Here is a 23,114-nt window from a genome sequence, read left to right as displayed (position 1 = left end):
AATCTGAACGATGTGCTCAAGGCTTATGGTGGCGCGTCCGACGAGCTACGGATGAAGATCGAGGACGGGACCATCACTTATGTAGCCGGCGGGGGGAAGGTAGATGTTCCCTTATATAAGGATCGGCTCTCCGGTATGCGGTATTTCTTTGCCGTGCTACCAATCGAAGTGATCCATCACGATGACAAGATAAATCCCCGCCCGATCGGCGCGAATATCCGCGGATTGGTGGAGGAGTTCCACAAGGGCCGCCCACAATTGCACGTGGCGCTCGGCTGGATTTCCTCGGAAAGCCTGCCTGAGGTTGAGGTTCACATCTTCGACGGACAGCACAAGGCGGCCGCGCAAATACTGCTCGGAGCCCGAACCTTGCCGGTGCGCGTCTTCATCGATCCCGATTTCGACGTGCTGCTCACCACAAACACCAACGCCGGCACGACGCTGAGGCAGATCGCTTTCGATAAGTCGGTGCAGCGTCGACTAGGCTCGGCAATGCTGCGCGATCGTATCGCTCGCTTCCGCAAGGAAAAGAACCTCGCAGACGACTTCGAGGGCTTTTCGGAGAAGGATCTGGTTGACTATTTTCGCGGCGAGCAGCGGCAGGTGGCGCGCTATGTGCTCGATGGTGTTCGCGATGCGATTACTTTCTCGCCCAACAATCGTCTACGCGATTTCGTCGAGACAGCAGGAAAGGGGACTGAAAAGCCGTTTTCCTATAGCGCCATCGAGAAGACATTCTACTCAAAGTTCATCAGCCAGAAGATGCTCGAGACGCCTTGGAACTACAAGGAAGAAGAGGGCGAAAATCCGCGAAGCGTGGAAGTTCAGCAGATCGTCCGGCTGATGAGCCTGATCGCGGACAAGATCTACATCGGCAAGTTCGATGAGGAGCGCGGCACCAAGCGTATCGAGAACCTGGTTCAGAAGGGCGAAGATGTGCCCGAGCCGCACCTGAGGGCATTCCGAATGGCCAAGGAAGAAATCCTCTATTGCTGGATCGGCTATGTTGGCACGATTGTCGCGAACCATTTTCTGATGACTGGCCGGGTGGTCGATGGCGGGCGCCTGTTCCAGTATCCTTTCCCCGAGCAGCTATGGACCAACATCGGCCACTTCATCGACAATCTCGCCCGGCTACCACTGTGGGTAAACCGCGACGCATCGCTCACCATTTTTGGCGGCAAACAAACCTATGCCTTCTGGCATCAGATATTCGAATCCGGAGCAAGCCCGAACGGGCAGAAGGTGATGGCTTCCGGCATCGATCTGATGCAGATGATTAAGCCGTAGAATGAGCGGTCCCGAATTCATCGACAATCTCGATGGCAACACGCTTGCTGCCGCGATTCATCGCGTGCTGACGGAGGGGATCGCCCCGCTCGAAGGGGGGATAGGCGAGGAGCCGATCCAGCCCGGCCGGCTCGACATAGCCTCGGCGTTTTTCTCGCCGGCCGGATTCGCCCGTATCGCCGGTGCGCTGGACGGGGTGGAGCATGTGCGCCTGATGATCGGCGCGGAGCCGCCGTCGGAGGCGCGGCCGCCGACGCGCCCTCTCGACGAACCGGAGCCGCGTTTCCAGCGCCGGCTGCTGCGCGAAGGGTTGGACGCACTGGACGACGGACTGCGCGACGAGCGCGACCGCTTTCCCTTTACCCGCGCCGGGCGCGCATCGCTCAAGGCGCTGATCGAGATTCTGAAATCGGGCCGGCTCGAATGCCGCCGCTACGAACAGGCTTTCATGCACGCCAAGGCCTATATCTTCGCGCCGCAAAGGGAGGGCTACGGCAACAGCGGCGCGGGCGTGATCGCAGGCTCGTCCAATCTCACCAGCGCGGGGGTGACGAAGAACCTCGAGCTCAATCTCGGCCGCTTTGACGGCCCCGTCATCAGTCGCGCCCAGGAATGGTTCGAGCGGCTGTGGGAGGAGGCGGTTCCGTTCGACCTGCTGGAAATGCTGGAAGAGGTATTCGCGCCGTGGATGCCCTTCGACATTTTCCTGCGCACGCTTTGGCAGCTCTATGGCTCGGAGGTCGAGGAGGCGGCGAAGACCGATCGGGGACTGCCGCTCACCAGCTTTCAGAAGCACGGCGCGGCGCGCGCCCTGCGGCTGATGCAGGACACCGGCGGCGCCATCGTCGCTGATGAAGTCGGACTCGGGAAAACCTTCATCGCCGGCGAAATCCTGAAACTCTACCTGGAGCGCCGCCAACGCTGCCTGCTGATCTGCCCCGCGCAGCTCCGCGACACCACCTGGCGCAAGTTCCGCTCAACGCATTTTCTCGGGGATGTGGAGTGCCTGTCCTATGAGGAGCTGGCAATCGACCGACAGATCGCCATGGCCGACCCCGACCAGTTCCAGGACAAGCTGGAGCGGCCGCTGCGCGAGTATCAGTTGGTGGTTGTGGACGAGGCGCACAACTATCGTAATCCGCAGGCGGCGACGCGTGCGGCGGTGCTACGCAAGCTGCTTTGGGGCCAGAAGCGCGACGTTCTGCTGCTGACGGCCACGCCCGTCAACAATTCGCTTTGGGATATTTTTCATCTCATCCGCTTCTTCATCCGGCAGGACGCCTTCCTGGCCGATCGTGGCATCCTCTCGATCGAGGAGCGTTTCAGGCAGGCGGCGGCCGAGGACCCGGCCGCTCTCTCGCCCGACCTTCTCTATCCGGTCATCGATGCGACGACAGTCAAGCGCACCCGCCAGTTCGTCAAAAAGCACTATGGCGGTGATCGCATCAAGCTCCCGGACGGCACCGAGGTAACAATCGTCTTCCCGGAGCCGCGCGCAATCAGCGTGCGCTACAAGCTGTCCAACCCGTTGCCGGAACTCTTCGACCTCATTGACGAAGCGCTGGATCCGGACGGCCGCATTGGCGCGATCAGCTTCGCTCGCTATGTCCCTGACACATTTCTTATCGACGACTCGACAGACGATTTGTTCGGAGAAGACGACGCCCGTTCAGCCGCAACGGTCGGCCTATTGCGGTCTGGCCTCCTGAAGCGCTTCGAGTCTTCCTGCGAAGCATTCCGCCGCACGCTGACAAAAATGATCGATGAACATCGGCTGTTTCTATCCGCGCTAGGGCGGGGACACGTCGTGCGCACACGATTGCTGCATGAGATTAGTGCGGTCGATGAGGACGAATTCGACGAGTTGCTCGACCAAAGCGAGGATGCCGCCCCGGCTGGCCTCTACAAGGTCGACAAGCTACGCGCAGCGGTAACCAGTGATCTTCGGAAACTCGAAGCGCTGCTGGAAAAAGCAAAGGCGATCGAGCCGGAGCAGGACCCAAAACTGGCCGCGCTGGTAGACACCTTGAAACACATCGCCGCGGAAGCGGAGGAAGAGGCGATCAGCGCCGAGGATGCACGGCAGAAGCGGAAGGTGATAATATTCTCCTTCTATGCGGATACCGTCGCCTATCTTCGGTCTGAGCTCGAGAAATTGATCGACAGGGATCCAGCGCTCGCACCCTACCGAGGAAGGATCGTCGCCCTGGCCGGCAGCGTGGATGTCGAGCCGACAGAGTTCGGGCGACAGCGCGCCGTCGCCGGCTTCGCTCCAATTTCAACCGAGACCAATGGCGAGGATCTCTTCGACATTCTGATCGCCACCGACGTGCTGGCGGAAGGCGTGAACCTTCAGCAGTGTCGTCACATCGTGAATTTCGACGTGCCTTGGAACCCGATGCGTCTGGTGCAGCGACATGGCCGCGTCGATCGCATCGGTAGCCCACACGCTCGCGTTTTCCTGCGCACCATTTTTCCGGCAGATCGTCTCGACCAACTTCTTGGTCTCGAGGAGCGGATCCTGCGGAAAATAGCGCTTGCCGCGGCGAGCGTTGGGGTCGCTTCTCCAGTGCAGGGCGGAACCGCTGGTCGCCAGGTGTTCACCGAAACAAGGGAAGAGATCGAGCGCCTGCTTCGAGAAGATCCGTCGTTGTTCGAACGTGGCGGCGCCGCTGGTGCAGGTCAGACCGGCGAGGAGTATCGCCAGACCCTGCGCAAGGAAATCGATCGCAACGCGTATCGCTTGGCACGGATGCCGCACGGGATCGGCTCCGGGATGTGCCGAGGTCAGCGGGCTGGCGTATTCTTCTGCGCGGCTGTTGGTGATCGCACCTATTTGCGCTTCGTGCCTGTCGACCAGAACTGGCAACAGCTGCAGAACGAACCTATCATCCGGGAAATCGGCACTTGTCTCCGAATTATCGAATGCAATGAAGCAACCGAGCGACACGTTCCGTTAGTGCTCGAGGAGGCGATCTTCGATCTTTGGCATGCGGCTCGCGCTAACATTCACGAAGCCTGGATGGAAGAGACCGACCCTGCGAATTTGCAGCCGAAGGTCCGGCCCCTGAACCAGCGGGTTGCCGAGTTCATCCGCGCCCATAGGCCGCCCGACGATGATGGTTTTAGGGTCAATAAGGCTCTTGATATTCTCGAAGCACCGTGGCCGCGCCGGGAGGAGATCCTTTTGCGAGAGTGGTTTCACGACGAGGATCGTGACGGCGCGGAGAAGGCCAGGCATATCGTCGCGCTCATTCTCGATACCGGCCTGGAGCCGTTCCAGCAGCCGAAGGTCCTACCACCAATCGAACCGGACGACGTCGAATTGATCTGCTGGATGGGAATTTCCGCAGGTCTGCCTGAGAGTGCCAAGGCGATTGCGTAACTACGCATTCGCGAGGACAAGTGCCGAGATTGTCAGGCCGGCTTGCTGTAAGCACGCAGATCATAAACTTCGGCAGCGCACGAACTACGTCGAGGTTAGAAGATTCCGTTCCCTTCGAAGGGGATGTCTATTGACGCCAGACGATGTGAAAATCCAAAGATGCCTCTCCTCGGAGAAAGACGGCGAAAGGTGAGCCTTGCAATCATCGGCTCGGCATTCCCTTAGGCGGCATTGCGCGTTTCTGGGCGGCGATGCGGAAGGGTGCGTTGGGGCCGCCATAGCCGGCGTAGGAATTGCGGCGCTCGACGATCTCGAAGAAGAAACCCTCTCCGAAATTGCGGCTGTAGAACTGGAAGAACTCGCCGTGCTCGTCGCGGTCGTAGAGGATGTTCGCCTTGCGCAGCCTGTCGACCAGTCCGGGAGCGAGGTCGAAACGGACGGCGAGATCGTCATAGTAGTTCGGCGAGATCTCCAGCGGCTTGAAACCGAGCCCGGCAAGTCGTGCGGAAGTCTCCAGAATATCGCCGGTGGCGAAAGCGATGTGCTGGACGCTGGAGCCAAAACTCTCGGCGACGAAATGGCCGGCGAGCGTCTTGCGGTTCTCGGCGCCGTTCAAGGTCAGGCGCAGCCGCCCGTCGGGGCTCTCGACCACCTGGCTGCGCACCAGCCCGGCCGGATCGACGACATCGACCATCGGCAGCTTCGCCGTCCGGAAGATGGCGGTGTAGAAGAGCAGCCAGGTCAGCATCTCCTCATAGTTCATCGTCTGCGCGACATGGTCGATGGCGATCAAGCCGGCTTCGCGTGCCTGGGGTTCTCCGACCGGCTCGAACTCGACATTCCAGACATCGGCAAGCGTTTCGTCAATGAAGTAGATGACCCCGCCGCCGACGCCCCTGATCGCGGGGATGGAAAGCTCGCCCGCGCCGCGTTGTTCGGCGAAGGTCTCGGCGCCGAGCGCGCGGGCGCGCGCGACCGTCGCCGCCGCATCGGCGACGCGCAGGCCGAGCGCATAGGCGTTGGTGCCGTGGACGAGATAGGAGGAGTGCGCAAAGCCCTCGCGGCTGGTGTTGACGACGATGTTGATGCCGCCCGCATTGCCCTGGCGCCACACGGCGACATCGCGGTTCAAATGCTCGGCGGCGAGCGAAAAGCCCATGGTGGAGAGCAGGGCGCCGAGTTCGTCTGCTTCCGTCTCGTTCGCTGCGAACTCGACAAACTCGACGCCTTCGACAGCAATGCGGTCCGGCATGTCGGGAACCTCGATCCGGATGCCTGGCTCCTCGCGCCTGACCCGATCCATCAACGCGACAAGCGAGCGGCGGCCGTCGACGGCGATCGAGCGGGGCGAGCCGCCGCGGAACTGGTCGTTGAATATCTCCAGCGACAGCGGCCCGCGATAACCGGTCGCCGCCACCGCGCGCATGAAGTCGACGACCGGCAAATCGCCTTCGCCCGGCATGTTGCGGAAATGGCGGCTCCAGTAGAGCAGATCCATGTCGATCAGCGGCGCGTCGGCAAGCTGCACGATGAAGATACGGTCGCCGGGAATGGCGCGGATCGTCTCGACATCGATCTTCCGCGCCAGCGTATGGAAACTGTCGAGGATCAGCCCGACCGAGGGATGATCGGCACGCCGCACGATCTCCCAGGCATCGCGGTGGTCGTTGATGTGGCGACCCCAGGCCAGCGCCTCGTAGCCGACGCGAAGACCGCGCCTCGCGGCCCGCTCGCCGAGCTCGGCGAAGTCCGCCGCCGCCCGGTCGATGCCGCCGAGCGCCAGCGGCGAGACGTTGGAGCAGATAAGCATCAGTTCGGTGTCGAGTTCGCCCATCACGTCGAACTTGCGCTCCGCCCGGTCGAACGCCTTCGCCCGCTGCGGTTCTGGCATGCCCTCGAAATCGCGAAAGGGCTGGAACAGCGTGATCTCCAGCCCGTGGTCGTGCACCATGCGACCGACCTCCGCCGGCGTCCCGTCGAAGGCGAGGAAGTCCGTCTCGAATATCTCCACCCCGTCGAAGCCGGCACTCGCGATCGCCACAAGCTTCTCGCGGAAGTCGCCGCTGATCGACACCGTCGCGATCGACGTCTTCATCACGCTTGCCCTCTCAAACTCTACAGCCCGACCCGGTATTCGGGGCGACCGCGCACGCCGGGATCCAGCACCAGGACACGGCCGGCGAGCGGTTCGTCCGCGCGCTGGCTTTCGTCCAGCGGTTCAATTGCGCTGGTTACGAAGAGACGATCGAGCATGACGCCTCCGAAACAGCAGCAAGTCGGATGGCTTACTGGAAGCTCGATGGTCGCGAGGATTGCACCCGAAGGGGCGTAGCGGACGACCCGGCTGCCTTCATACTCGGCATTCCACAGGCAGCCTTCGGCGTCGACGCAGCTGCCGTCCGGCCGGGCCGGTGCGGCCGTCGTGGCGAAGATGGATTTCTGCCCTGCCCGCGCGCCGGAAAGAGCGCAGGGCGCCGTCCAGATCGTATAGGCGCGGGTGTCGGCGAAATAGATGCGGCCGCGGTCTTTGTCGAAAGCGAGCGAGTTCGGAATGGCCAACGCTTCCGCCTCGACGGTCACCGACAGGTCGGGCGTGACGCGGTAGAGCTTGCCGACGGGCCTGTAGCGGTCCTCCTCGAGCGTGCCTATCCAGAAATTGCCCCATGGATCGGCGCGACCGTCATTCTTGCGGTGGCCGATGATTCCGGGTTCGGGATCGACCAGGAATTTCCGGCTGCCGGTATCCGGATCGTAGGCGTAGAGGCCGCTATCGCAGGCGAGGACCAGGCCGCCTTGTTCACGGAGCGCGATCGAGCCGATCCGCCTGGCGCCGACCGCGTGCCGGCGGCAGGCGTTAGTGGCCGGATCGAAGCTCCACAGCGCGGGTTCCAGAACGTCGACCCACCACAGCATCCGGCTTCGGTTGCACCATATCGGGCATTCGCCGAGGCGGTTAGCGGGCGCGAGGAGCGCCTCGATCTCAGGCCGGAAGCTCCGCATCTTCGACATGACCACCAAGAAAGAGTTGTCCGACGCGCGGGTCGGCAAGCAACTGATCCGCCTTGTCGTGCATGCGCGTCTGCCCGAGTTCCAGCACCAGCCCATAATCCGACATGGCCAGCGCCGCCTTGGCATTCTGCTCCACCATGAGGATGGTGACGCCGCGGTCGCGCAGTCGCTGCAATGTGCGGAACACCTCCTGCACAAGGTTGGGAGACAAGCCTATGGAGGGCTCGTCGATAAGGATCAGCTTCGGATCGAGGAGCAGTGCACGCGCCACTTCGAGCTGCTTCTGCTGGCCGCCAGAAAGCTCGATTGCCTTCCGATCCCGAAATTCCCGCAGCATCGGGAACTGGTCCATTACTTCGTCGATCCGCTGCCGCACCTTGGCCTGGTCGGGAGCGGTGATCCCGCCGAGCTCGAGGTTGTGGTAAACGGAAAGTTGCGGCACGACGTTGCGCCCCTGCGGCACGTAGGTAACGCCATCGGCGATCATCTGGCGCGGGGTCCTCCGGGTGACATTGCGGCCTTCGAGCAGGACTTCGCCGGACTGGATATCGAGCAGGCCGAAGACGGCCTTGAACAGGGTCGACTTGCCGGCGCCGTTAGGGCCGATCACCGTGGTGATCGTGCCGGGCTCGACCCTGAAGGAGACACCGTTCAGGATGGTAATCCGGCCATAGCCGCCATAAAGGTCTCTCAGCTCCAGCAACGGTCAGCCTCCGAGATAAGCGTCGATGACGGTCTGGTCGGCGCGGATGTCCGCGGGCGCGCCTTCGGCGATCACGGCGCCTTCCGCCAACACGATGATGCGTGTGCACAGGCTCATGACGAAATCCATGTTGTGCTCGATCACCACGAAGGTCGTCTGGTGGTCGGCATTGTAGGCGAGCAGCCGTTCCTTCAGGCCAGCGAGCATAGTCAGATTGACGCCGCCTGCCGGCTCGTCGAGCAGGACAAGGCTCGGCCCTGCCATGAACGCCATCGCCGCGTCGACCAGCTTCTGCTGGCCGTAGGAAAGCGATCCGGCCAGTTCATTCCTGAGATGGGAAAGCCGGAAGAAGCCGATCAGCCGGTCGGCCGCTTCGGTGAGGCCGGCGTCCGGCGATCCGAACAGCCTGGACAGCATCGAGCCTCGATGCTCTTGCCCGGCGAGAATGACGTTGTCGATCACCGACATCTGCGGGAAGACCGAAAGCTGCTGGAAGGTGCGACCAACGCCCAGCCTGTTCAGCCGAAAGGCGCGCACGCCGGAAACGTCGCTGCCGTTCACCGAGACCTTGCCGGCGTCCGCGTCGAGCTGCCCGAGGATGCAATTGAAGAGGGTCGACTTGCCGGACCCGTTGGGACCGATCAAACCGAGGATTTCGCCCTTATGGACCTCGAAGGAGACGTCCTTCACGGCCTTGATGCCGCCGAAGCTCTTGGAAAGGTTGCGGACGGACAGGACGGGTGCGTTCATTTCAGCCGCACCCCTTCTGCCAGGTCGCGCCGGGCTTCGCGCGGCCGCAGACGCTGGCGCAGCCAGGCGCCGATGCCCATCAAACCCTTGGGGAAGAAGGCGAGCATGGCGATCACCAGCGCCGAATAGATGATCAGGTAGTAGCCTTGGGTGAAACGCAGGACTTCCGGCAGAAGGATGACGACTCCGGTCCCGACGAACGGGCCGAAGAAATAGCCCGAGCCCCCGACCACGACCATAAGCAGGATGCGCAGCGAGTGGACCAGCCCGAAGGAGCCGGGCTCGATGAACTGCACCAGCGGCGTGATCAGGGCGCCAGCCAGGCCGCCATAGGTGGTGCCGATGGCGAAGGCGAGCAGCGTGATGCGGCGCGTGTCGACGCCGAGGCTTTCGGCCCGAACCGGGTTCTCGCGTAGTGCCTTGAAGGCGCGCCCCCAGGGTGAGCGCACTATGCCCCACAGTATGAGCGCGGCGATCACCGTCACCGCCAGGGTGAAGTAATAGAAATAGAGCGGCTTCATGAAGGAGAGCGAGCCGAAGCTCGGCCGCGGCATGCCCGACAGGCCGTAGGTGCCGCCGGTGAGCCAGTCCTCGTTGCGCAGGACGAGAAAGACTAGCGTGTTGAACGCAAGCGTCACGAAGGCGAGGAAGTGGCCTTTGACGCGCAGCGCCGGATAGCCGAGCAGCAGGCCGACGACGAAGCATGCGACGAGGCCGAGCGGCATGGCCCCGATCCACGGCCAGCCTTTCAGCGTGAGCAACGCGGTCACATAGGCGCCGATACCCATGAAGGATGCCTGCGCCAGCGAGATCTGGCCGGCATAGCCGAGCGTCAGGTTCAGCCCCATCGACGCGATCGAGAAGATGAGCCACGACGTCAGCAGGTAGATGACGTAGCCCTTCTGTCCGAGCGGGGCGAGGATCGCGAGGACGACCAGCGCCACGATCACGATGAGGCGGATGCGGGCTCCCATCAGACGGACCGCCCTTCGGAGGTTCCGAGCAGGCCCTGCGGGCGCACGAGGATGATGGCGATCAGAAGCACCAGGGGCAGGGCGGCGCGGTAGTCGGCGGTGACATAGGTGGCCGTCAGATTATCGAGCACGCCGATCAGCAGGCCGCCCGCCAGTGCACCCCGAATCTGGTTGAAGCCACCGACGATGGCGGCGATGAAGGCGATCAGGCCGAGGGTCTCGCCGTTGGAGAATTTGGCGAGATAGACCGGCGTGATCAGGAAGGATGCCAGCGCCGCCAGGACGGCGTTGATGAGGAACGTATAGAGGATCATCCGCTTGACGTTGACGCCGAGGATCTCGGCGACGGCCGGGTTTTGCGCGGTCGCCTGCATGCAGCGGCCGGTCCTCGTGCGGTTGAGGAAAAGCGTCAGCAGGACCACGACGCAGAGCGAAAACACCAGGTCCAGGATGTCCTGGACCGACAACACCGCGCCAAAGAAGTGGAAGGTGCCTCCCGGAAACATTGACGGGAAGGACTGCGCCTCGGCGCCATAGAATTCCTTGACGCTCTCCTTCAGGAATATACCGAGCGCGATAGTGGCAATGACGAGCGATGTGCCGCCGCTTGGCAGGATCGGCTCGACGACCAGCTTCTTGAAGAGGATACCGAGCACGATCACCGAGGCGACCACGCCGAGCAGAAGCGCCGCCCAAAGGGGCATGTGAAAGAAGTGCAGTCCGGCGAGCACGAAGAAGGCCGGCAGCATGACGAACTCGCCCTGGGCGAAATTCACCGTCTGCGCCGCCTGCCATACGAGCGTGAAGCCGATGGCCACGAGCGCATAGATGGACCCGGTGGCGAGGCCGGAAAGCAGGACCTGGAGAAGCTGGGACATGATCTTTCTCGGTGGCCGACCGCGACGGCGAAGCCGCCGCGATCAGACGTATGGCTGTTCTAGTTGGCCGGGACCGTGCCAATCACGACCGCTTTTCCGTCCTTCACCTGCACCATGAAGCTCGGGCGGGACATCTCCCCACGATCATCCCAGCAGGTGTCCAGCGCCATGTGCGGATAATCCTTCGCCTTGAGACACAGGCCATGCATCTTGTCCGCGAAAGCCTGTCCGTCGAATTTTCCGACCATCTCGGTGACATACTTCGTCGCCCACGCGCCGATATAGGCCTTGAGCGCGTCGTGCGTGGGATTGCGGTTGAATTCCTTCTTGAATTTCTCGTCGAAGGAAGCGATCGCGGGGTTGTCAGTCGCCGTCGATGTGATGCCCACATGGGCGAGAGCGCCGTTCGCGGCGGCGCCGGCGAGATCGATCACCTTGGCCTCGGTCAGGGTCACCTCGCCGACGAGCGGCATCGTCAGGTTCTGCTTTCTGGCTTCGATCAGGAAACGCGCCGACTCCTCCTGGTTCATATAGACGAAGACGGCGTCGGCGCCGGATTCCTTGAGCTTCGAGACGTCAGCGGCATAATCCGTCTGTCCTTGCTCGGACGAAACGTCGGCGACGACATTGATGCCGACGTCCTTCATCTGCTTGACGAAGACGTCATGGCCACCCTTGCCGAACTCATTGTTGACCCAGGCGACGGCGACCTTCTTGGCTTTCAGCGTGTCCTTGAAATAGGGCGTCAGCGAGGGAACCCCCTTCTGTGCACCAGAGGAGGTGCGGAAGATGAACGGATTGCCCTTCTCGACGATGGCCGGTGCTTCTGAACCCGTGAACTGCGGGATGCTGTTCTGCTGCGCCACCAGCATGTTGACGATGGTCGATCCGGAATAGACCGTGCCCCAGATGGCATAGGCGCCTTCGTCGATCGCCTTCTGCGCCAATGCGCGCGAGACCTGCGGATCGGTCTGCGTGTCATAGACATTGGTTTTCACTTTCTTGCCGAGTATCCCGCCGTCGGCGTTGATCTCATCGACCGCGATCTTGATCCCGTCGCGCCAGTTGGTGCCAGAGGGCGCACCGGGTCCCGAAAGCTCGGCCAGCACGCCGATTGTGACGGTGTCGTCGGCATGCGCGAGGCCCGCGGGCGCGAGCAGGGCTGCGGTTAATGCAAGAACTATTCTTCGGTTCATCCGGATTCCTCCCAAGCCGAACAGGGCTCGTAGGCGCCGTCTCCCAAGGCGCCACCCTGCACATGTCATCGATCAGGAGACTTGCAGCCTCACCCGGTGATTACCCTTATGCATTTGCAAACCCCGGAGCGAGCAAAAAATCTATCAGCGTCTCGGCTTGCGCCTGAAACATGCCTGCCCCGGTCATCGTCGGGCAGCCGCACCGGCGCGCGGCCTGGATGAGAGGCGGCGTCGCCGGCTTTGTCACTGCGCAAGCAACGAATTGCTCGGCCTTCAACCTCTCGACGAGAATTGGCAACGGATCGGTGGGCCGCATCCCCATCGGCGTTGCGTTCGCGACCAGGTCGTAGCCTGTCGGATCGGCGCTGCCGATGCTGACGCGGCCGGGGAAGGCAGATGAGAGCCTCTCAGCTAGGCGGTCGCGTCGGCCGGCGTCGGTGTCGTGCAAAGCCAAATGCCTGGCGCCACGCAGAAGGATCTCGTTGGCGATAGCGGATCCGGCACCGCCGCTGCCCACGAGTAGCGCCGATTTGCCTTCCACGGAGAAGCCAAGGCACGCGACGCCGTCCATGTAGCCGCAACCATCGGTGTTGTCTCCGAACCATCCGGCGGCGGATTTGCGCATGACGTTCACGGAACCGGCGAAGCGCGCACGCTCGGTGGTGTCGGCGCACAAATCCAATGCTGCTTGTTTGTGAGGTATTGTGACGAGGGCTCCAGGGACGTTTCGGACGCTCGCAAGAGCGCTCATCGATTTGCGGAATTCGGCCGCCGAAACATGGAACGGAACGACGAGGACGTTTTTGCGGCGTTTCGCCAGCAGCCCAGTCAATGCCCCTGGCGACAGAACCTGCTCGATCGGGTCACCGACCACGGGTAGAAGTTCTGTCTTTCCCGAAAGCTGAACCGACTGCACCCTGACCTACCTGCTCCTGGCCTTGGCACCTGCTGGCCTGTCGGAGGCGAACGCAGCATTGTGCCTGCAACCATGCGCGCCGACGATTTGCACGCCTATCCACATCAATGACGGGGATGAAGCTAGCGATTATCGCAGGTAATTTCGCATACCAATTTTCCCTTCATTAGTAACATGATGTTATGGGCGTCTCTTCGCCGAGTTCGTTGCTCACTAACCACCTAGCGAACTGGCGGCGGTCATCTCTGCTCGAAGCAGACGAAGGAACTGTTCCGCAAATGCGGAGAGCGACACATCATTTCGGTAGGCGGCGTAGGTGTGAAAGATGCTCTCGGCGTCGATCGTGAGCCTCTTCAATCCAGGCACCTGGCCGTAAGCCACAGTAAATTCATCGATGATCGCGATTCCGAGTCCCTGCGCAACGAGGCTGCAGACCGTCGTTCCAAATCGCGCCTTTATGTTCATCCGGTATTCCAGTCCGGCATTCTCGAACATGGCGGCCATGATCGCGCCATAGGGATCCTTCGGATTGATGCCGATCAAGGAAAATTCCGCCATCTCCGCCGGTGTGATCCGCTCTCGTGTTCCAAGAGGGCCGTTCTCTGGAACGATACACAGAAGCCGACCGCTGGCGAGAAGCTCGAATTTGATCAGCGGATGGTCGAAGCGGGAGGAAATTGCGACGAGTTCGCCCCGGCCGAGCAGAAGGTAGTCTATGGCCTCCTCGATCTTCAGGATGTTGATGTCGAGCGCGAGATCGGGATAGCGCCGGCGAAGGGCGGCAACGGCCCTCGGCATCATGACGTTGGCGATGCTCGGCACGGACGCGATGCACAGTTCCTGCCGATCGCCGCGGGCCAGGCCATCGACTGCCGACTGAAGGTCTTCGATCTTGTGGTGGACGGTATCGAGGAGGTTGAAGATATGACGCGCCTGAGGCGTGGGCACGTATCGACCAGCGCGCCGGTCGAACAGGCGGACGCCGAGCGTATCCTCCGAATACTTCATCAGGCGGCTTATTCCCGGCGCAGCGACATTGAGCAACCGCGCTGCCCCGGCGATGCTTCCCGTCACCATGATGGCACGGATGACCTCGATCTGACGCAGTGTAAGCATCTGAGCTACCTACTCATGGCCCTGGTTTGGCTGCACCATAGCGCAAGATGGCCGAGCCAGATGGGTTGACGAAGCCGGCCTCGGCGGCGATCGTGATCTGGGTCTTCCTCGGCTTCAGCTCCAGAATGCGCTTTTCGAGATACTTCACGAGCCTGGTGTCCGCATAGGGCTTCCCCGGACGGTTGGTTATCGTCGTCGTTCCTCTGAAATCAACAGCACGGTGCGCTGCTGATTTCGTTATAGCGCCTCATCACGCTTTACCACTCCGTCCGGAAGTCCACTTGAGTATCCGCCCGGCAAAAGCCCGATGAGAATCGACCGCGCCGACGCCCGTCCGTCAAAAGCTAGAGGGCGGAACAAAATAGGAATAAGATCCTTGACGGCATCGCCACCCCGGTGGCAATCTCGCGTCATCAAACAGACGGAGATTCCCCCATGGCCGAACCTGAAAAGGTCGCGGACGGCGAAGCTTTACCCTTGCGCTTGCACTGGCGGCAGACATGGCCAGATAAGGATGCTGATTACGTTGCGGACGCTGACGGCTACACTGGCGGCGTCGGGCGCATCTATCGCCATGACACCGGCCCGCAACAAGGTATATGGTTTTGGGCGATAAACGCGCACGGGCCGGAATAGCAAGGCCGCCGACAAGCTTCACGGCGTTGAGCGCTCACCCCGCGCCGCCGCGCACATGGTCGAGGATGCTTGGTTTGAAGCTATTCGAGGATCGCCCCTTGACCGGCCAGCGCAGACGCGCGACGCCTACGCTATGGCGAAGGCGGGAGAATAGCCGCCCGATCCTCGCCGATCTAGCAGAAGCCCGCCGCTCACCCCGGCGGGCTTTTCTTTCGCCGCTGCATTGTCAATGTCAGTCAACGAACTCTCGCCCGGCTTTCGACTGATCCGCATTCAAACTTGTTTGGCACATCCCCTCATTGTAACCTCGATCTCGAATCTAGCGGGCACTAGCGGGCGGGGAAACGAAGATCGTGTCAGACTTGATATTTGCGACGAATTTTCGTGGCTTCGAGTATGTTGAATTCGATATAAGTAAAAATTGTTTTTTTGTTGGCGACAATAGCTCAGGAAAAACTTCCCTCCTTCATCTTGCTAGTTATGTAAGCCAATCAGATTTACTTGGATATCCAGTCTTAGATGACGAACTCGGAATAGACAGAGACGATTTTTTTTCTCCGTTTTTCTCCTATGCTCCTGTGACAATCGGCTTCAATCATACAGATGATGGCGGTGGTGAAGAGATCACCCGCATAATAACCATCCGCCTTTCACGCGGGAATTATATATCTGTAGATCGATGCACGTTTTCGAATGGGGAAAATATCCTCTCTATACAACGAAGAGGAAGGTATACATATGCGAAGCTATTGAATTCTAATAAAAAATTTGAACTGCAATATATAAAGGATGTTCATAGATCTACTACGGGATTCACAAGAGTAAGAAATGACGATCGTGAGCAAATAAATAGTCAACTCGTCGCTTTTCTTATACTTGGGCAAATTTCGCCCGAATTCGAAAAATCTGGCGGAAGCGTAGCATCAATGATTTTTAGGAACCCTCTGCCAACAAGCCGACATATTGGGCCAGTCCGAGGAATGGGTGAAACTTACTACAAATTCGACCGGCGGATTAAGCCATCGGGGTCACATTTTGCATCTATAATGCAAGATATGTCTGGGTCGATAAGACCGAAAGTTCAAGAACTTATAGATAATTTTGGCAGGGATAGTGGACTCTTTGACAAGGTAATTGTTAAGCGCCTCGCCAAAGATATGCACAATCCTCCTATTTACGTTCAGGTCGTAAGAAATGGAAAAAAATTCCCACTCAATCAGGTTGGCGTTGGAGTTGCGCAAGTAGCGCCGATCCTAGCTGAAACGTTGGGTGCGGTTGGTGGACTGATAGAGGGAAGCACCTTTTTTGTTCAGCAACCGGAACTTCACCTGCATCCCGTCGCCCAAGCTTCTCTCGGGCAATATTTCTACAATTTATCGCAATTGAAGCTGAATTTCCTAATAGAAACACATAGCGACTTTTTAATCGACCGTTTTCGCTCAATGATTAGAGATGGAGAAGCTCCATCTTTGTCCTATATTTACTATTGCTATAGTGATCGTCTAGGGAACCATATGCATAGTATAAAAATTGATAACAATGGAAAGCTCGTCGATCCTCCAGATCGATATGGAGAATTCTTTGTTAGAGAAATTTCTAGGACTATGTTCTGATGGCTAGAATATTCGTTGACACCTCGATTATTGGAGAGCGGTGGTTTGGTGAGGTATTGGGAGAGTTGATTTCGAGCCCTAACGTCAGGTTTGTTTATACGCCATATGCAAAGATGAAGTGTGAGGCAGATCGAGCGCGAAAACTAGGAAATTTATTCAAGCTCGTTGGTGACCGTGGTAAACGAGATGACGTTCCGGCAGACAAGTGTGCCCCTCATGTCGCAAAACTTGAGGGCAAGGCCGAATGGCAACACGAGTCTGCATGCGACGATCCTCATATCTTCGCCGTGGTCTATGAGAAGCCGACGCGCTACGTCTTTTCGCTCGATAAGAGACTAGCGCAGTGCCGCGATTGCATAAACCAAGTCGTAGACTCTCGATACTGTGCCTTTCGACTCATTCGGACGCGTGAAAATTACGATGAGAAGAGGCAGGAAATCCATGGAGCCTCTTAAGCTCCGGACAGTGGAGGTGTGCTACAAAATCGACCTCAGAATCTGCTACAAAACTCGACCAATGAATCCTTGTAACTAATTGAAATTATTGATAATAATTTTCATTCTCCGTTTCCCATCCTCTCCGCCAGCCACCCTTTAGCGTATTGATTTTCAAAGAAAACCCTTGCTCTCCAAGGGATACGGCCCCGAAATCAGCCGGGCCGCCGACAAGCTTCACGGCGTCGAGCAATCACCCAGGGCGGCGGCTCACATGGTCGAGGACGCTTGGTTTGATGCTATTCGAGGATCGTCCCTTGACCGGCCGGCACCGAAGCGCAATGCCTATGCCATGGCGAAGGCAGGGGAATATTAAGGCGAGCGACATTGTCTGTGGCATGCGCTTGACCGCCCGCATATGTGCCGAAATAGTTTCCAGCGCGAATTACGGAGAATCGGGGCGGGGTAATTATGGCTGCATATGACTGGTATGTTGCAACATCGCAGTTCTTTTCAAATCCACTAGTGACGTTGCTTGCTGGATTCGCACTCTCTGTTGTTGCAGGCCGCCTCTCTAATGTTTGGCAAGAGACTGCACGGACCGGCAGCAAGAGAAAGAAAGTGAAACGCCTTTTTAGGCAGGCCGTTCAGATTGCGAAATATCGTGACATTATGGCCCGAAACATTGGGGGCATCCAGATGACCGTGTTCTCTGAACGTGTCATTGTATCCTCTATATTTGTGGTGTTTTCTGCTTTAGCGATAGTTTTTGTGATAATTAGTCATAAAGATAGTGAACATACGGAATATATTTATAAAATAGAGTATGCGTTCGCTTTTTTTCTCGTATGTTTTATTTGGAACTATGCTGACAGTATCATTTTTCAGAAGAGCAATATTCTATAGATTTGTTGTGGATCAAGACGGATTTATTGATAGATTTTGTCTAGATATTGAAAACCAGTCGGAGGATATTGATTCAGAATTATTGGACGATCTAAAAAAATTGGTGTTGTCTGGAGCTAGCACAAAGGAAATCTTAAAAAGGCATCCTCTATTGTCCGGAAAGTAGAGTTGGCAACCTAGCCTACTACGTCCGCTGGACGCCTGCTACAAAATCGACCTCAAAATCTGCTACAAAATTCGACCAACAATTGCCAGTAACTAATTGAAATAATTGACGATAATTTTCACTCTCCGTTTCCCATCCTCTCCGCCATAAAATCTCTTAACGAACTGATTTTTATATTTTCTCTTGGCGACTGATTGATGGCCCATCACTCGGCCCACATTGCGGTTCCGTTTGTTCGGAAAACGGGGCTAGAAGGGTAGTGGGCACAGGCCGAGAGGCTCACGATCTCGGAGACGCCAGCGGGCGATCCGATCAGGCTCGACACGACGACCTCCCGCATGCCGACGCGATCTCGCTCAACGCGGCCCATCTCGGCCGCAGGCATCTCATGAATGTCTGGCGCGGTTCGCTCCACTGACCGGATAAGGTAGGTTTCAAGGACCCCTGGAAAGTGAGACGGCTCCGATTGACGGTCAATAATTTATACGTATTAATCGTATTGACAGGCTTCAGAACAAAAAGGGGAATTAAAATGCACCGTCGCCGTTTCCTTCAATTGTCGTCGATCGCCTCGGCCGCGCTGGCCGCACCCCCGATCCTGCGCACAGCCTTTGCGGCGGATGATGCGATCACCATCGCGGCGCCACTGCCGATGTCCGGCGCTTTCGCCGCCAATGGCAAATACGGGTCGATGGGAACGTCGATGGCCGTCGCCGACGCGGGCTCGGTGCTGGGCAAGAAGCTCTCCTATCTCGAGATCGACACCGAGGGACGTCCGGCAACGGCGGTCCGCAAGATCCAGGAAGCGATGCAGCAGAAGAAGGTGCAGCTTTTCGCCGGCGGCATCCTGTCGTCCTCCGCACTGGCGATGGGCGCGGAGGTCAACAAGCATCAAGGTGTCTTCTTCACGACGGCCGGCGCCGACGAGATCACCGGCAGCAATTGCAACAAGAGCACCTTCCGCTGGAGCGTGCCGACCTATGGCGCCATCAACGAGACGGTGCGGCCGCTGATCGAAAAGATGCCGAAGGCCAAACGCTGGTATACGATCACGCCGAAATACGTCTTCGGCGAAGGCCTGCTGAACGCGGCCAAGGACGTCTTCAAGGAAAAGGGTGTCGAGCTCGTCGGCAACAGCTATCACTCGCTCGACGAGAAGGAGTTCAGCGGCTACATCACCAACGCCGTGGCGGCGCAGCCCGATGTTCTCCTGATCCTCAATTTCGGTTCCCAGTCCAGCGCGACGCTGCGCCAAGCGGTCAATTTCGGCCTCAAGAGCAAGATGACGATCCTCGTTGCCTGGGCGTCCGGCCTTGAACAGTTCGAGGAACTCGGCGCCGATGTCTCGGACGGCATCTATTTCGGCGCACAGTACTGGCACGGGATCGATTCCCCCTTCAACAAGGAACTCGTGGCCAAGGTGCAGAAGGAGAAGGGGATCAATCCGAACTATTCGTTCGCCGGCGCCTATATCATGGCCAAGCTTCTGAGCGACGGGGCGAAGAAGGGCGGAAGCGCCGACGGATCGGCCGTCATCAAGGCGCTCGAAGGCATGGAATATGATGGAATGACCGGCAAGGAAACGATCCGCGCCGCCGACCATCAGGTGATCAAGAACTATTACCTGCTCAAGGGCAAGGCGAAGGCGGCGATGAAGGACAAGGACGACTATGCCGACATCATCAGTTCGGGCCAGTCCTTCCTGTCGCCGGAAGACGCCAAGTGCAAGATGACCTGACGCGAGGGGGCGGGCCTTCGCTCGGTCCGCCCACGCCGACGCCCGGAGAGCACGTGTGATCTATCTCTTCCAGCTCATGAACGGCATCGGGCTCGGGATGCTCTACTTCCTGCTTGCCGTGGGGCTGAGCGTCATCTTCGGGCTGCTGCATTTCGTCAATTTCGCCCATGGCGCCTTCTACCTGCTCGGCGCCTATCTCTGCTATGCGCTGCTCCAGTATGGCGTCGGCTTCTGGGGGGCTCTGGTGCTTGCCGCCATCATCGTTGCCGCCATTGCGGCTGTGGTCGAGACGGGCCTTTTGAAGCGCATCTACCGCCTCGATCATATGTATCACATCGTGGCCACGATCGGGCTCGCGCTGATGATACAGGAGATCGTCATCATCGTCTGGGGGCCGGTCGGCTCGAGCGTTCCGGCGCCGCAGGCTCTCAGCGGGGCGATCATGCTCGGCAATTTCATCTATCCGGAATATCGGCTCTTCGTGATCGGCTTAACCGCTGTCCTCGCGATCGTCCTGTGGTGGGTGCTCGAGGGCACGCGGCTTGGCGCCGTCGTGCGCGCCGGATCGGAATCGACCGAGATGGTCTCGCTGCTCGGCTATGACATCAATCGTATCAACACGGCCGTCTTCGCCCTTGGCGCGGGGCTTGCGGGCCTCGCCGGCGCGCTCGCCGCGCCGATCCGCGGGGTTGATCCCTTCATGGGTGTCGAGGCGCTCGCCGTCGCCTTCGTGGTTGTCGTCATCGGCGGCATGGGCAGCTACACCGGCGCTCTCGTCGCCGGACTCCTCGTCGGTATCGTCCAGAGCCTGATGACGACGATCTGGCCGGCCGGCGCCAGCCTTGCCATCTATATCGCCATGGTGCTGGTCGTGCTCGTCATGCCGCGCGGCCTTCTCGGCCGGGCCTGAGAGCGACGATGGACAAGCCGCTTTTCCATTTCGCGCTTGCAGTACTCGTCGCCGTTCTGCTGCCATTCTTTATCCGGTCCGGCACGCTGGCAACGGAAGTCCTGATCTTCGCCATCGCCGCGGCCGGCTGCAACCTTCTCCTCGGCTACACGGGGCTCCTGTCGTTCGGCCAGGGGATCTTTTTCGGGCTCGGCAGCTATACGCTGGGACTGATGCTCATCCACACCTCGCTGCCGCTCCTGCCTACGCTCGTTCTTGCCATGGTCGTCGGCTGCGTCGTTGCGATCATCATCGGAGCGCTGTCGATCCGTCGTCAGGGCGTCTATTTCGTCATGTTGACGCTCGCCTTCGCGCAGCTTTTCTATTTCCTCGCCTATACGTTCAGCGACATTACCGGCGGCGACAACGGTCTGATCGGCATACCGAGGCGCGGCATCGGCCCGCTGGCGCTCGACAGCTCATGGTCCTTTTACGGTTTCGTCGCCGTCATCTTCCTGATCTCCTTCGCCGCCCTTCAGCGCATCGCGACCTCGACTTTCGGGCGCACGCTGCTCGCTATCCGCTACAACGGCCAAAGGGCGCAGGCGATCGGCTTTCCGATCCGTGTTTTCAAGATCGCCGCCTTCGCGGTTTCCGGCGCCGTGACCGGGCTGGCTGGCGCGCTGCATGCGCTTCTGATCGGCATCGCGCCGCTCTCCGACATCGACTACCATATGTCCGAAAGCCTGCTCGTCATGACGATCATCGGCGGCACGGGCAATCTTTTCGGCTCCGTTCTCGGCGCAGCCTTCTACCTGATCGTCTCGGACACGCTTTCCGCCATCTGGCCGCGCTGGTTGCTGCTTCTCGGTGCGCTCTTGATCGTGCTCGCGCTTTATATCCAGAAGGGAATCTGGGGGCTGATCGAACGCGGCGTGGGCGCCGTATTGGGTCGGCGCGGCGGACCGGATGCCATGGCGCCCGATACGGCCGGGAACGAGCGGCCATGACCGCGGCGCTCCTCTCTACCGACAAGCTCGGCGTGCGCTACGGCGGCTTCACCGCGCTCAGCGAGATGAACCTCTCGATCGAGCCCAATACGATCCATTCCGTGATCGGACCGAACGGCGCCGGCAAGACGACGCTTTTCCACGCGCTGACCGGTCGCGTGCGGCCAAGCTTCGGCCGCATCGACTTCAATGGTCAGGACATCACCGCTTTGACGGATGACAGGCGGGTCCGGCGCGGGCTTGCCCGTTCCTTCCAGGTAACGAGCCTCTTTCATCGCCTGTCGGTGCGGGAAAATCTCAGGCTCGCGGCGCAGGGGCGTACGCCCTGGCAGGCGCTCAAGATGTGGCAATCGCCCGATCGGAACCGGGAGGCGGTGGCCATCGCCGACTCCATCGTGGAACGGCTCGATCTGGGGCGGGTGGCCGGGCGGAGCGCCGAGGAATTGTCGCATGGCCAGCAGCGCCGGCTGGAGGTCGGCATGGCGATGGCCTCGCGTCCGCTCCTGATCCTTCTCGACGAGCCGACTTCCGGCATGGGAATCGACGACATCGCGACGATGAAGCGGCTGATCGCCGATCTCGGACGCGACCACACGGTGCTCTTCATCGAGCATAATATGGGCATCGTGATGGATATCAGCGACCGGATCACCGTCATGCAATCCGGCCGCAAGCTGGTCGAAGGGACGCCAGGCGAGATCCGCGACAATCCGGAGGTGCGACGAGCCTATCTCGGTTCGATGATGACGGGGGGGCGGGCATGACGATGACGCCGCTCCATCTCGAGGAGGTGCACAGCTATTACGGCAAGAGCCACATCCTGCAGGGCGTGACGCTTACCGTCGGGCCGGGCGAGGTGGTCACGCTGCTCGGCCGTAACGGCGCCGGCAAGTCGACGACGCTGAAGACGATCAGCGGGCTGGTCAGGGCGGCGGCCGGAACGGTGCGCTTTCTTGACGCCGATATCACCGCTGCGCGTGCACATGCGATCGCGCGGCGCGGGCTGGCGCTCGTACCCGAAGACCGCGGCATTTTCGGGCTCCTCACCGTCGAGGAAAACCTGAAGATCGCGGTGCGGAAAGGGTCGCTGTGGACGATGGACGATGTCTACAGGCACTTCCCCCGGCTGAAGGAGCGCCGCCGCAATGGCGGCGCGCAGCTTTCGGGCGGCGAGCAGCAGATGCTGTCGATCGCGCGTGCCCTGCTCAACGGGCCGAAGCTCCTGATGCTCGACGAGCCCGTGGAGGGCTTGGCGCCGGTCGTTGTCGACGAGATCGTGGCGCAAATCCGCGATATCCGTTCGAGCGGCGTTCCGATCCTGCTCGTCGAACAGAATCTCGCGGTTTGCACCGAGCTTGCCGACCGCCATTACATCCTCGACCTCGGCCGCATCGTCTATGAGGGCAGCCGTGAGGAATTCATCGCCGATGCCGCCGTCAAGGACCGGTATCTCGGCGTGGGCGCCTAGATCGAAGTCTACAAGCGCCCGTTGCAGGACAATTTTT

At 59.8% G+C, this 23,114-nt stretch carries 20 protein-coding genes; 10 read left to right on the top strand and 10 right to left on the bottom strand.

The annotated features are described in order from the left end of the window. Positions 1 to 51 precede the first annotated feature (51 nt). Together RBH77_RS20370 and RBH77_RS20365 are read left to right on the top strand one after the other, a co-directional pair. Positions 52 to 1,290 (top strand): HNH endonuclease, encoded by a 1,239-nt coding sequence (locus RBH77_RS20370; RefSeq protein WP_311029384.1) that lies wholly within the window; start codon positions 52 to 54, stop codon positions 1,288 to 1,290. Position 1,291: 1 nt separating this feature from the next. Further along, positions 1,292 to 4,675 carry a helicase-related protein gene (locus tag RBH77_RS20365; RefSeq protein ID WP_311029383.1) on the top strand — a complete coding sequence of 1,128 codons (3,384 nt, stop codon included), beginning with the start codon at positions 1,292 to 1,294 and terminating at the stop codon, positions 4,673 to 4,675. 202 nt (positions 4,676 to 4,877) lie between these two features. Here the strand turns inward: RBH77_RS20365 and RBH77_RS20360 are convergent, their stop codons facing one another. From RBH77_RS20360 to RBH77_RS20315, 10 genes are all read right to left on the bottom strand, one after another. Then, entirely contained in the window at positions 4,878 to 6,770 is a 1,893-nt protein-coding gene (locus RBH77_RS20360; protein WP_311029382.1) for a bifunctional sugar phosphate isomerase/epimerase/4-hydroxyphenylpyruvate dioxygenase family protein, read from the bottom strand. Positions 6,771 to 6,790: 20 nt separating this feature from the next. After that, entirely contained in the window at positions 6,791 to 7,684 is an 894-nt protein-coding gene (locus tag RBH77_RS20355) for an SMP-30/gluconolactonase/LRE family protein (protein WP_311029381.1), read from the bottom strand. Continuing rightward, positions 7,656 to 8,387, bottom strand: coding sequence for an ABC transporter ATP-binding protein (locus RBH77_RS20350; RefSeq protein ID WP_311029380.1), 732 nt, complete (start codon positions 8,385 to 8,387; stop codon positions 7,656 to 7,658). The genes RBH77_RS20355 and RBH77_RS20350 overlap by 29 nt, the downstream gene beginning before the upstream one ends. Positions 8,388 to 8,390: 3 nt before the next feature. Further along, a complete protein-coding gene (locus RBH77_RS20345) occupies positions 8,391 to 9,137 on the bottom strand; it encodes an ABC transporter ATP-binding protein (RefSeq protein WP_311029379.1) in 747 nt (248 codons plus the stop codon). Beyond that, on the bottom strand, positions 9,134 to 10,111 hold the full coding sequence (locus tag RBH77_RS20340) for a branched-chain amino acid ABC transporter permease (RefSeq protein ID WP_311029378.1): 978 nt from the start codon (positions 10,109 to 10,111) through the stop codon (positions 9,134 to 9,136). The genes RBH77_RS20345 and RBH77_RS20340 overlap by 4 nt, the downstream gene beginning before the upstream one ends. Beyond that, entirely contained in the window at positions 10,111 to 10,989 is an 879-nt protein-coding gene (locus tag RBH77_RS20335) for a branched-chain amino acid ABC transporter permease (RefSeq protein ID WP_311029377.1), read from the bottom strand. Before RBH77_RS20335 ends, RBH77_RS20340 begins: the two co-directional genes overlap by 1 nt. Positions 10,990 to 11,048: 59 nt before the next feature. Then, complete coding sequence (locus tag RBH77_RS20330; RefSeq protein WP_311029376.1) at positions 11,049 to 12,185, bottom strand: ABC transporter substrate-binding protein; 1,137 nt, start codon at positions 12,183 to 12,185, stop codon at positions 11,049 to 11,051. 106 nt (positions 12,186 to 12,291) lie between these two features. Further along, on the bottom strand, positions 12,292 to 13,101 hold the full coding sequence (locus RBH77_RS20325; RefSeq protein ID WP_311029375.1) for a shikimate dehydrogenase family protein: 810 nt from the start codon (positions 13,099 to 13,101) through the stop codon (positions 12,292 to 12,294). 213 nt (positions 13,102 to 13,314) lie between these two features. Continuing rightward, positions 13,315 to 14,217: a LysR family transcriptional regulator gene (locus RBH77_RS20320; RefSeq protein WP_311029374.1), complete on the bottom strand. Its 903-nt coding sequence runs from the start codon at positions 14,215 to 14,217 to the stop codon at positions 13,315 to 13,317. A gap of 13 nt (positions 14,218 to 14,230) precedes the next feature. Further along, positions 14,231 to 14,365 carry a hypothetical protein gene (locus tag RBH77_RS20315; RefSeq protein WP_311029373.1) on the bottom strand — a complete coding sequence of 45 codons (135 nt, stop codon included), beginning with the start codon at positions 14,363 to 14,365 and terminating at the stop codon, positions 14,231 to 14,233. A 287-nt stretch (positions 14,366 to 14,652) separates the two neighbouring features. On the opposite strand from RBH77_RS20315, the gene RBH77_RS20310 reads away from it, so the two are divergent. The 8 genes from RBH77_RS20310 (at position 14,653) to RBH77_RS20275 (ending at position 23,077) form a co-directional block, all read left to right on the top strand. After that, a complete protein-coding gene (locus RBH77_RS20310; protein WP_311029372.1) occupies positions 14,653 to 14,853 on the top strand; it encodes a hypothetical protein in 201 nt (66 codons plus the stop codon). A 353-nt stretch (positions 14,854 to 15,206) separates the two neighbouring features. Continuing rightward, positions 15,207 to 16,466, top strand: a complete 1,260-nt coding sequence (locus RBH77_RS20305; protein WP_311029371.1) for an AAA family ATPase — start codon at positions 15,207 to 15,209, stop codon at positions 16,464 to 16,466. 905 nt (positions 16,467 to 17,371) lie between these two features. Then, a complete protein-coding gene (locus RBH77_RS20300; RefSeq protein WP_311029370.1) occupies positions 17,372 to 17,806 on the top strand; it encodes a hypothetical protein in 435 nt (144 codons plus the stop codon). A gap of 698 nt (positions 17,807 to 18,504) precedes the next feature. Then, positions 18,505 to 19,710 (top strand): ABC transporter substrate-binding protein, encoded by a 1,206-nt coding sequence (locus tag RBH77_RS20295; RefSeq protein ID WP_311029369.1) that lies wholly within the window; start codon positions 18,505 to 18,507, stop codon positions 19,708 to 19,710. 55 nt (positions 19,711 to 19,765) lie between these two features. Continuing rightward, positions 19,766 to 20,620 (top strand): branched-chain amino acid ABC transporter permease, encoded by an 855-nt coding sequence (locus tag RBH77_RS20290; RefSeq protein ID WP_311029368.1) that lies wholly within the window; start codon positions 19,766 to 19,768, stop codon positions 20,618 to 20,620. An 8-nt stretch (positions 20,621 to 20,628) separates the two neighbouring features. Further along, positions 20,629 to 21,609 carry a branched-chain amino acid ABC transporter permease gene (locus tag RBH77_RS20285; RefSeq protein ID WP_311029367.1) on the top strand — a complete coding sequence of 327 codons (981 nt, stop codon included), beginning with the start codon at positions 20,629 to 20,631 and terminating at the stop codon, positions 21,607 to 21,609. Continuing rightward, positions 21,606 to 22,373, top strand: a complete 768-nt coding sequence (locus RBH77_RS20280; protein ID WP_311029366.1) for an ABC transporter ATP-binding protein — start codon at positions 21,606 to 21,608, stop codon at positions 22,371 to 22,373. Before RBH77_RS20285 ends, RBH77_RS20280 begins: the two co-directional genes overlap by 4 nt. Positions 22,374 to 22,375: 2 nt before the next feature. Further along, entirely contained in the window at positions 22,376 to 23,077 is a 702-nt protein-coding gene (locus tag RBH77_RS20275) for an ABC transporter ATP-binding protein (RefSeq protein ID WP_311032630.1), read from the top strand. The last annotated feature ends 37 nt before the right edge of the window (positions 23,078 to 23,114 follow it).

Source organism: Mesorhizobium koreense (genome assembly GCF_031656215.1).
GTDB lineage: Bacteria > Pseudomonadota > Alphaproteobacteria > Rhizobiales > Rhizobiaceae > Mesorhizobium_L > Mesorhizobium_L koreense.
Note: the sequence above shows the minus strand (reverse complement) of the source record. Positions and strands in the feature narration are given on the sequence as shown.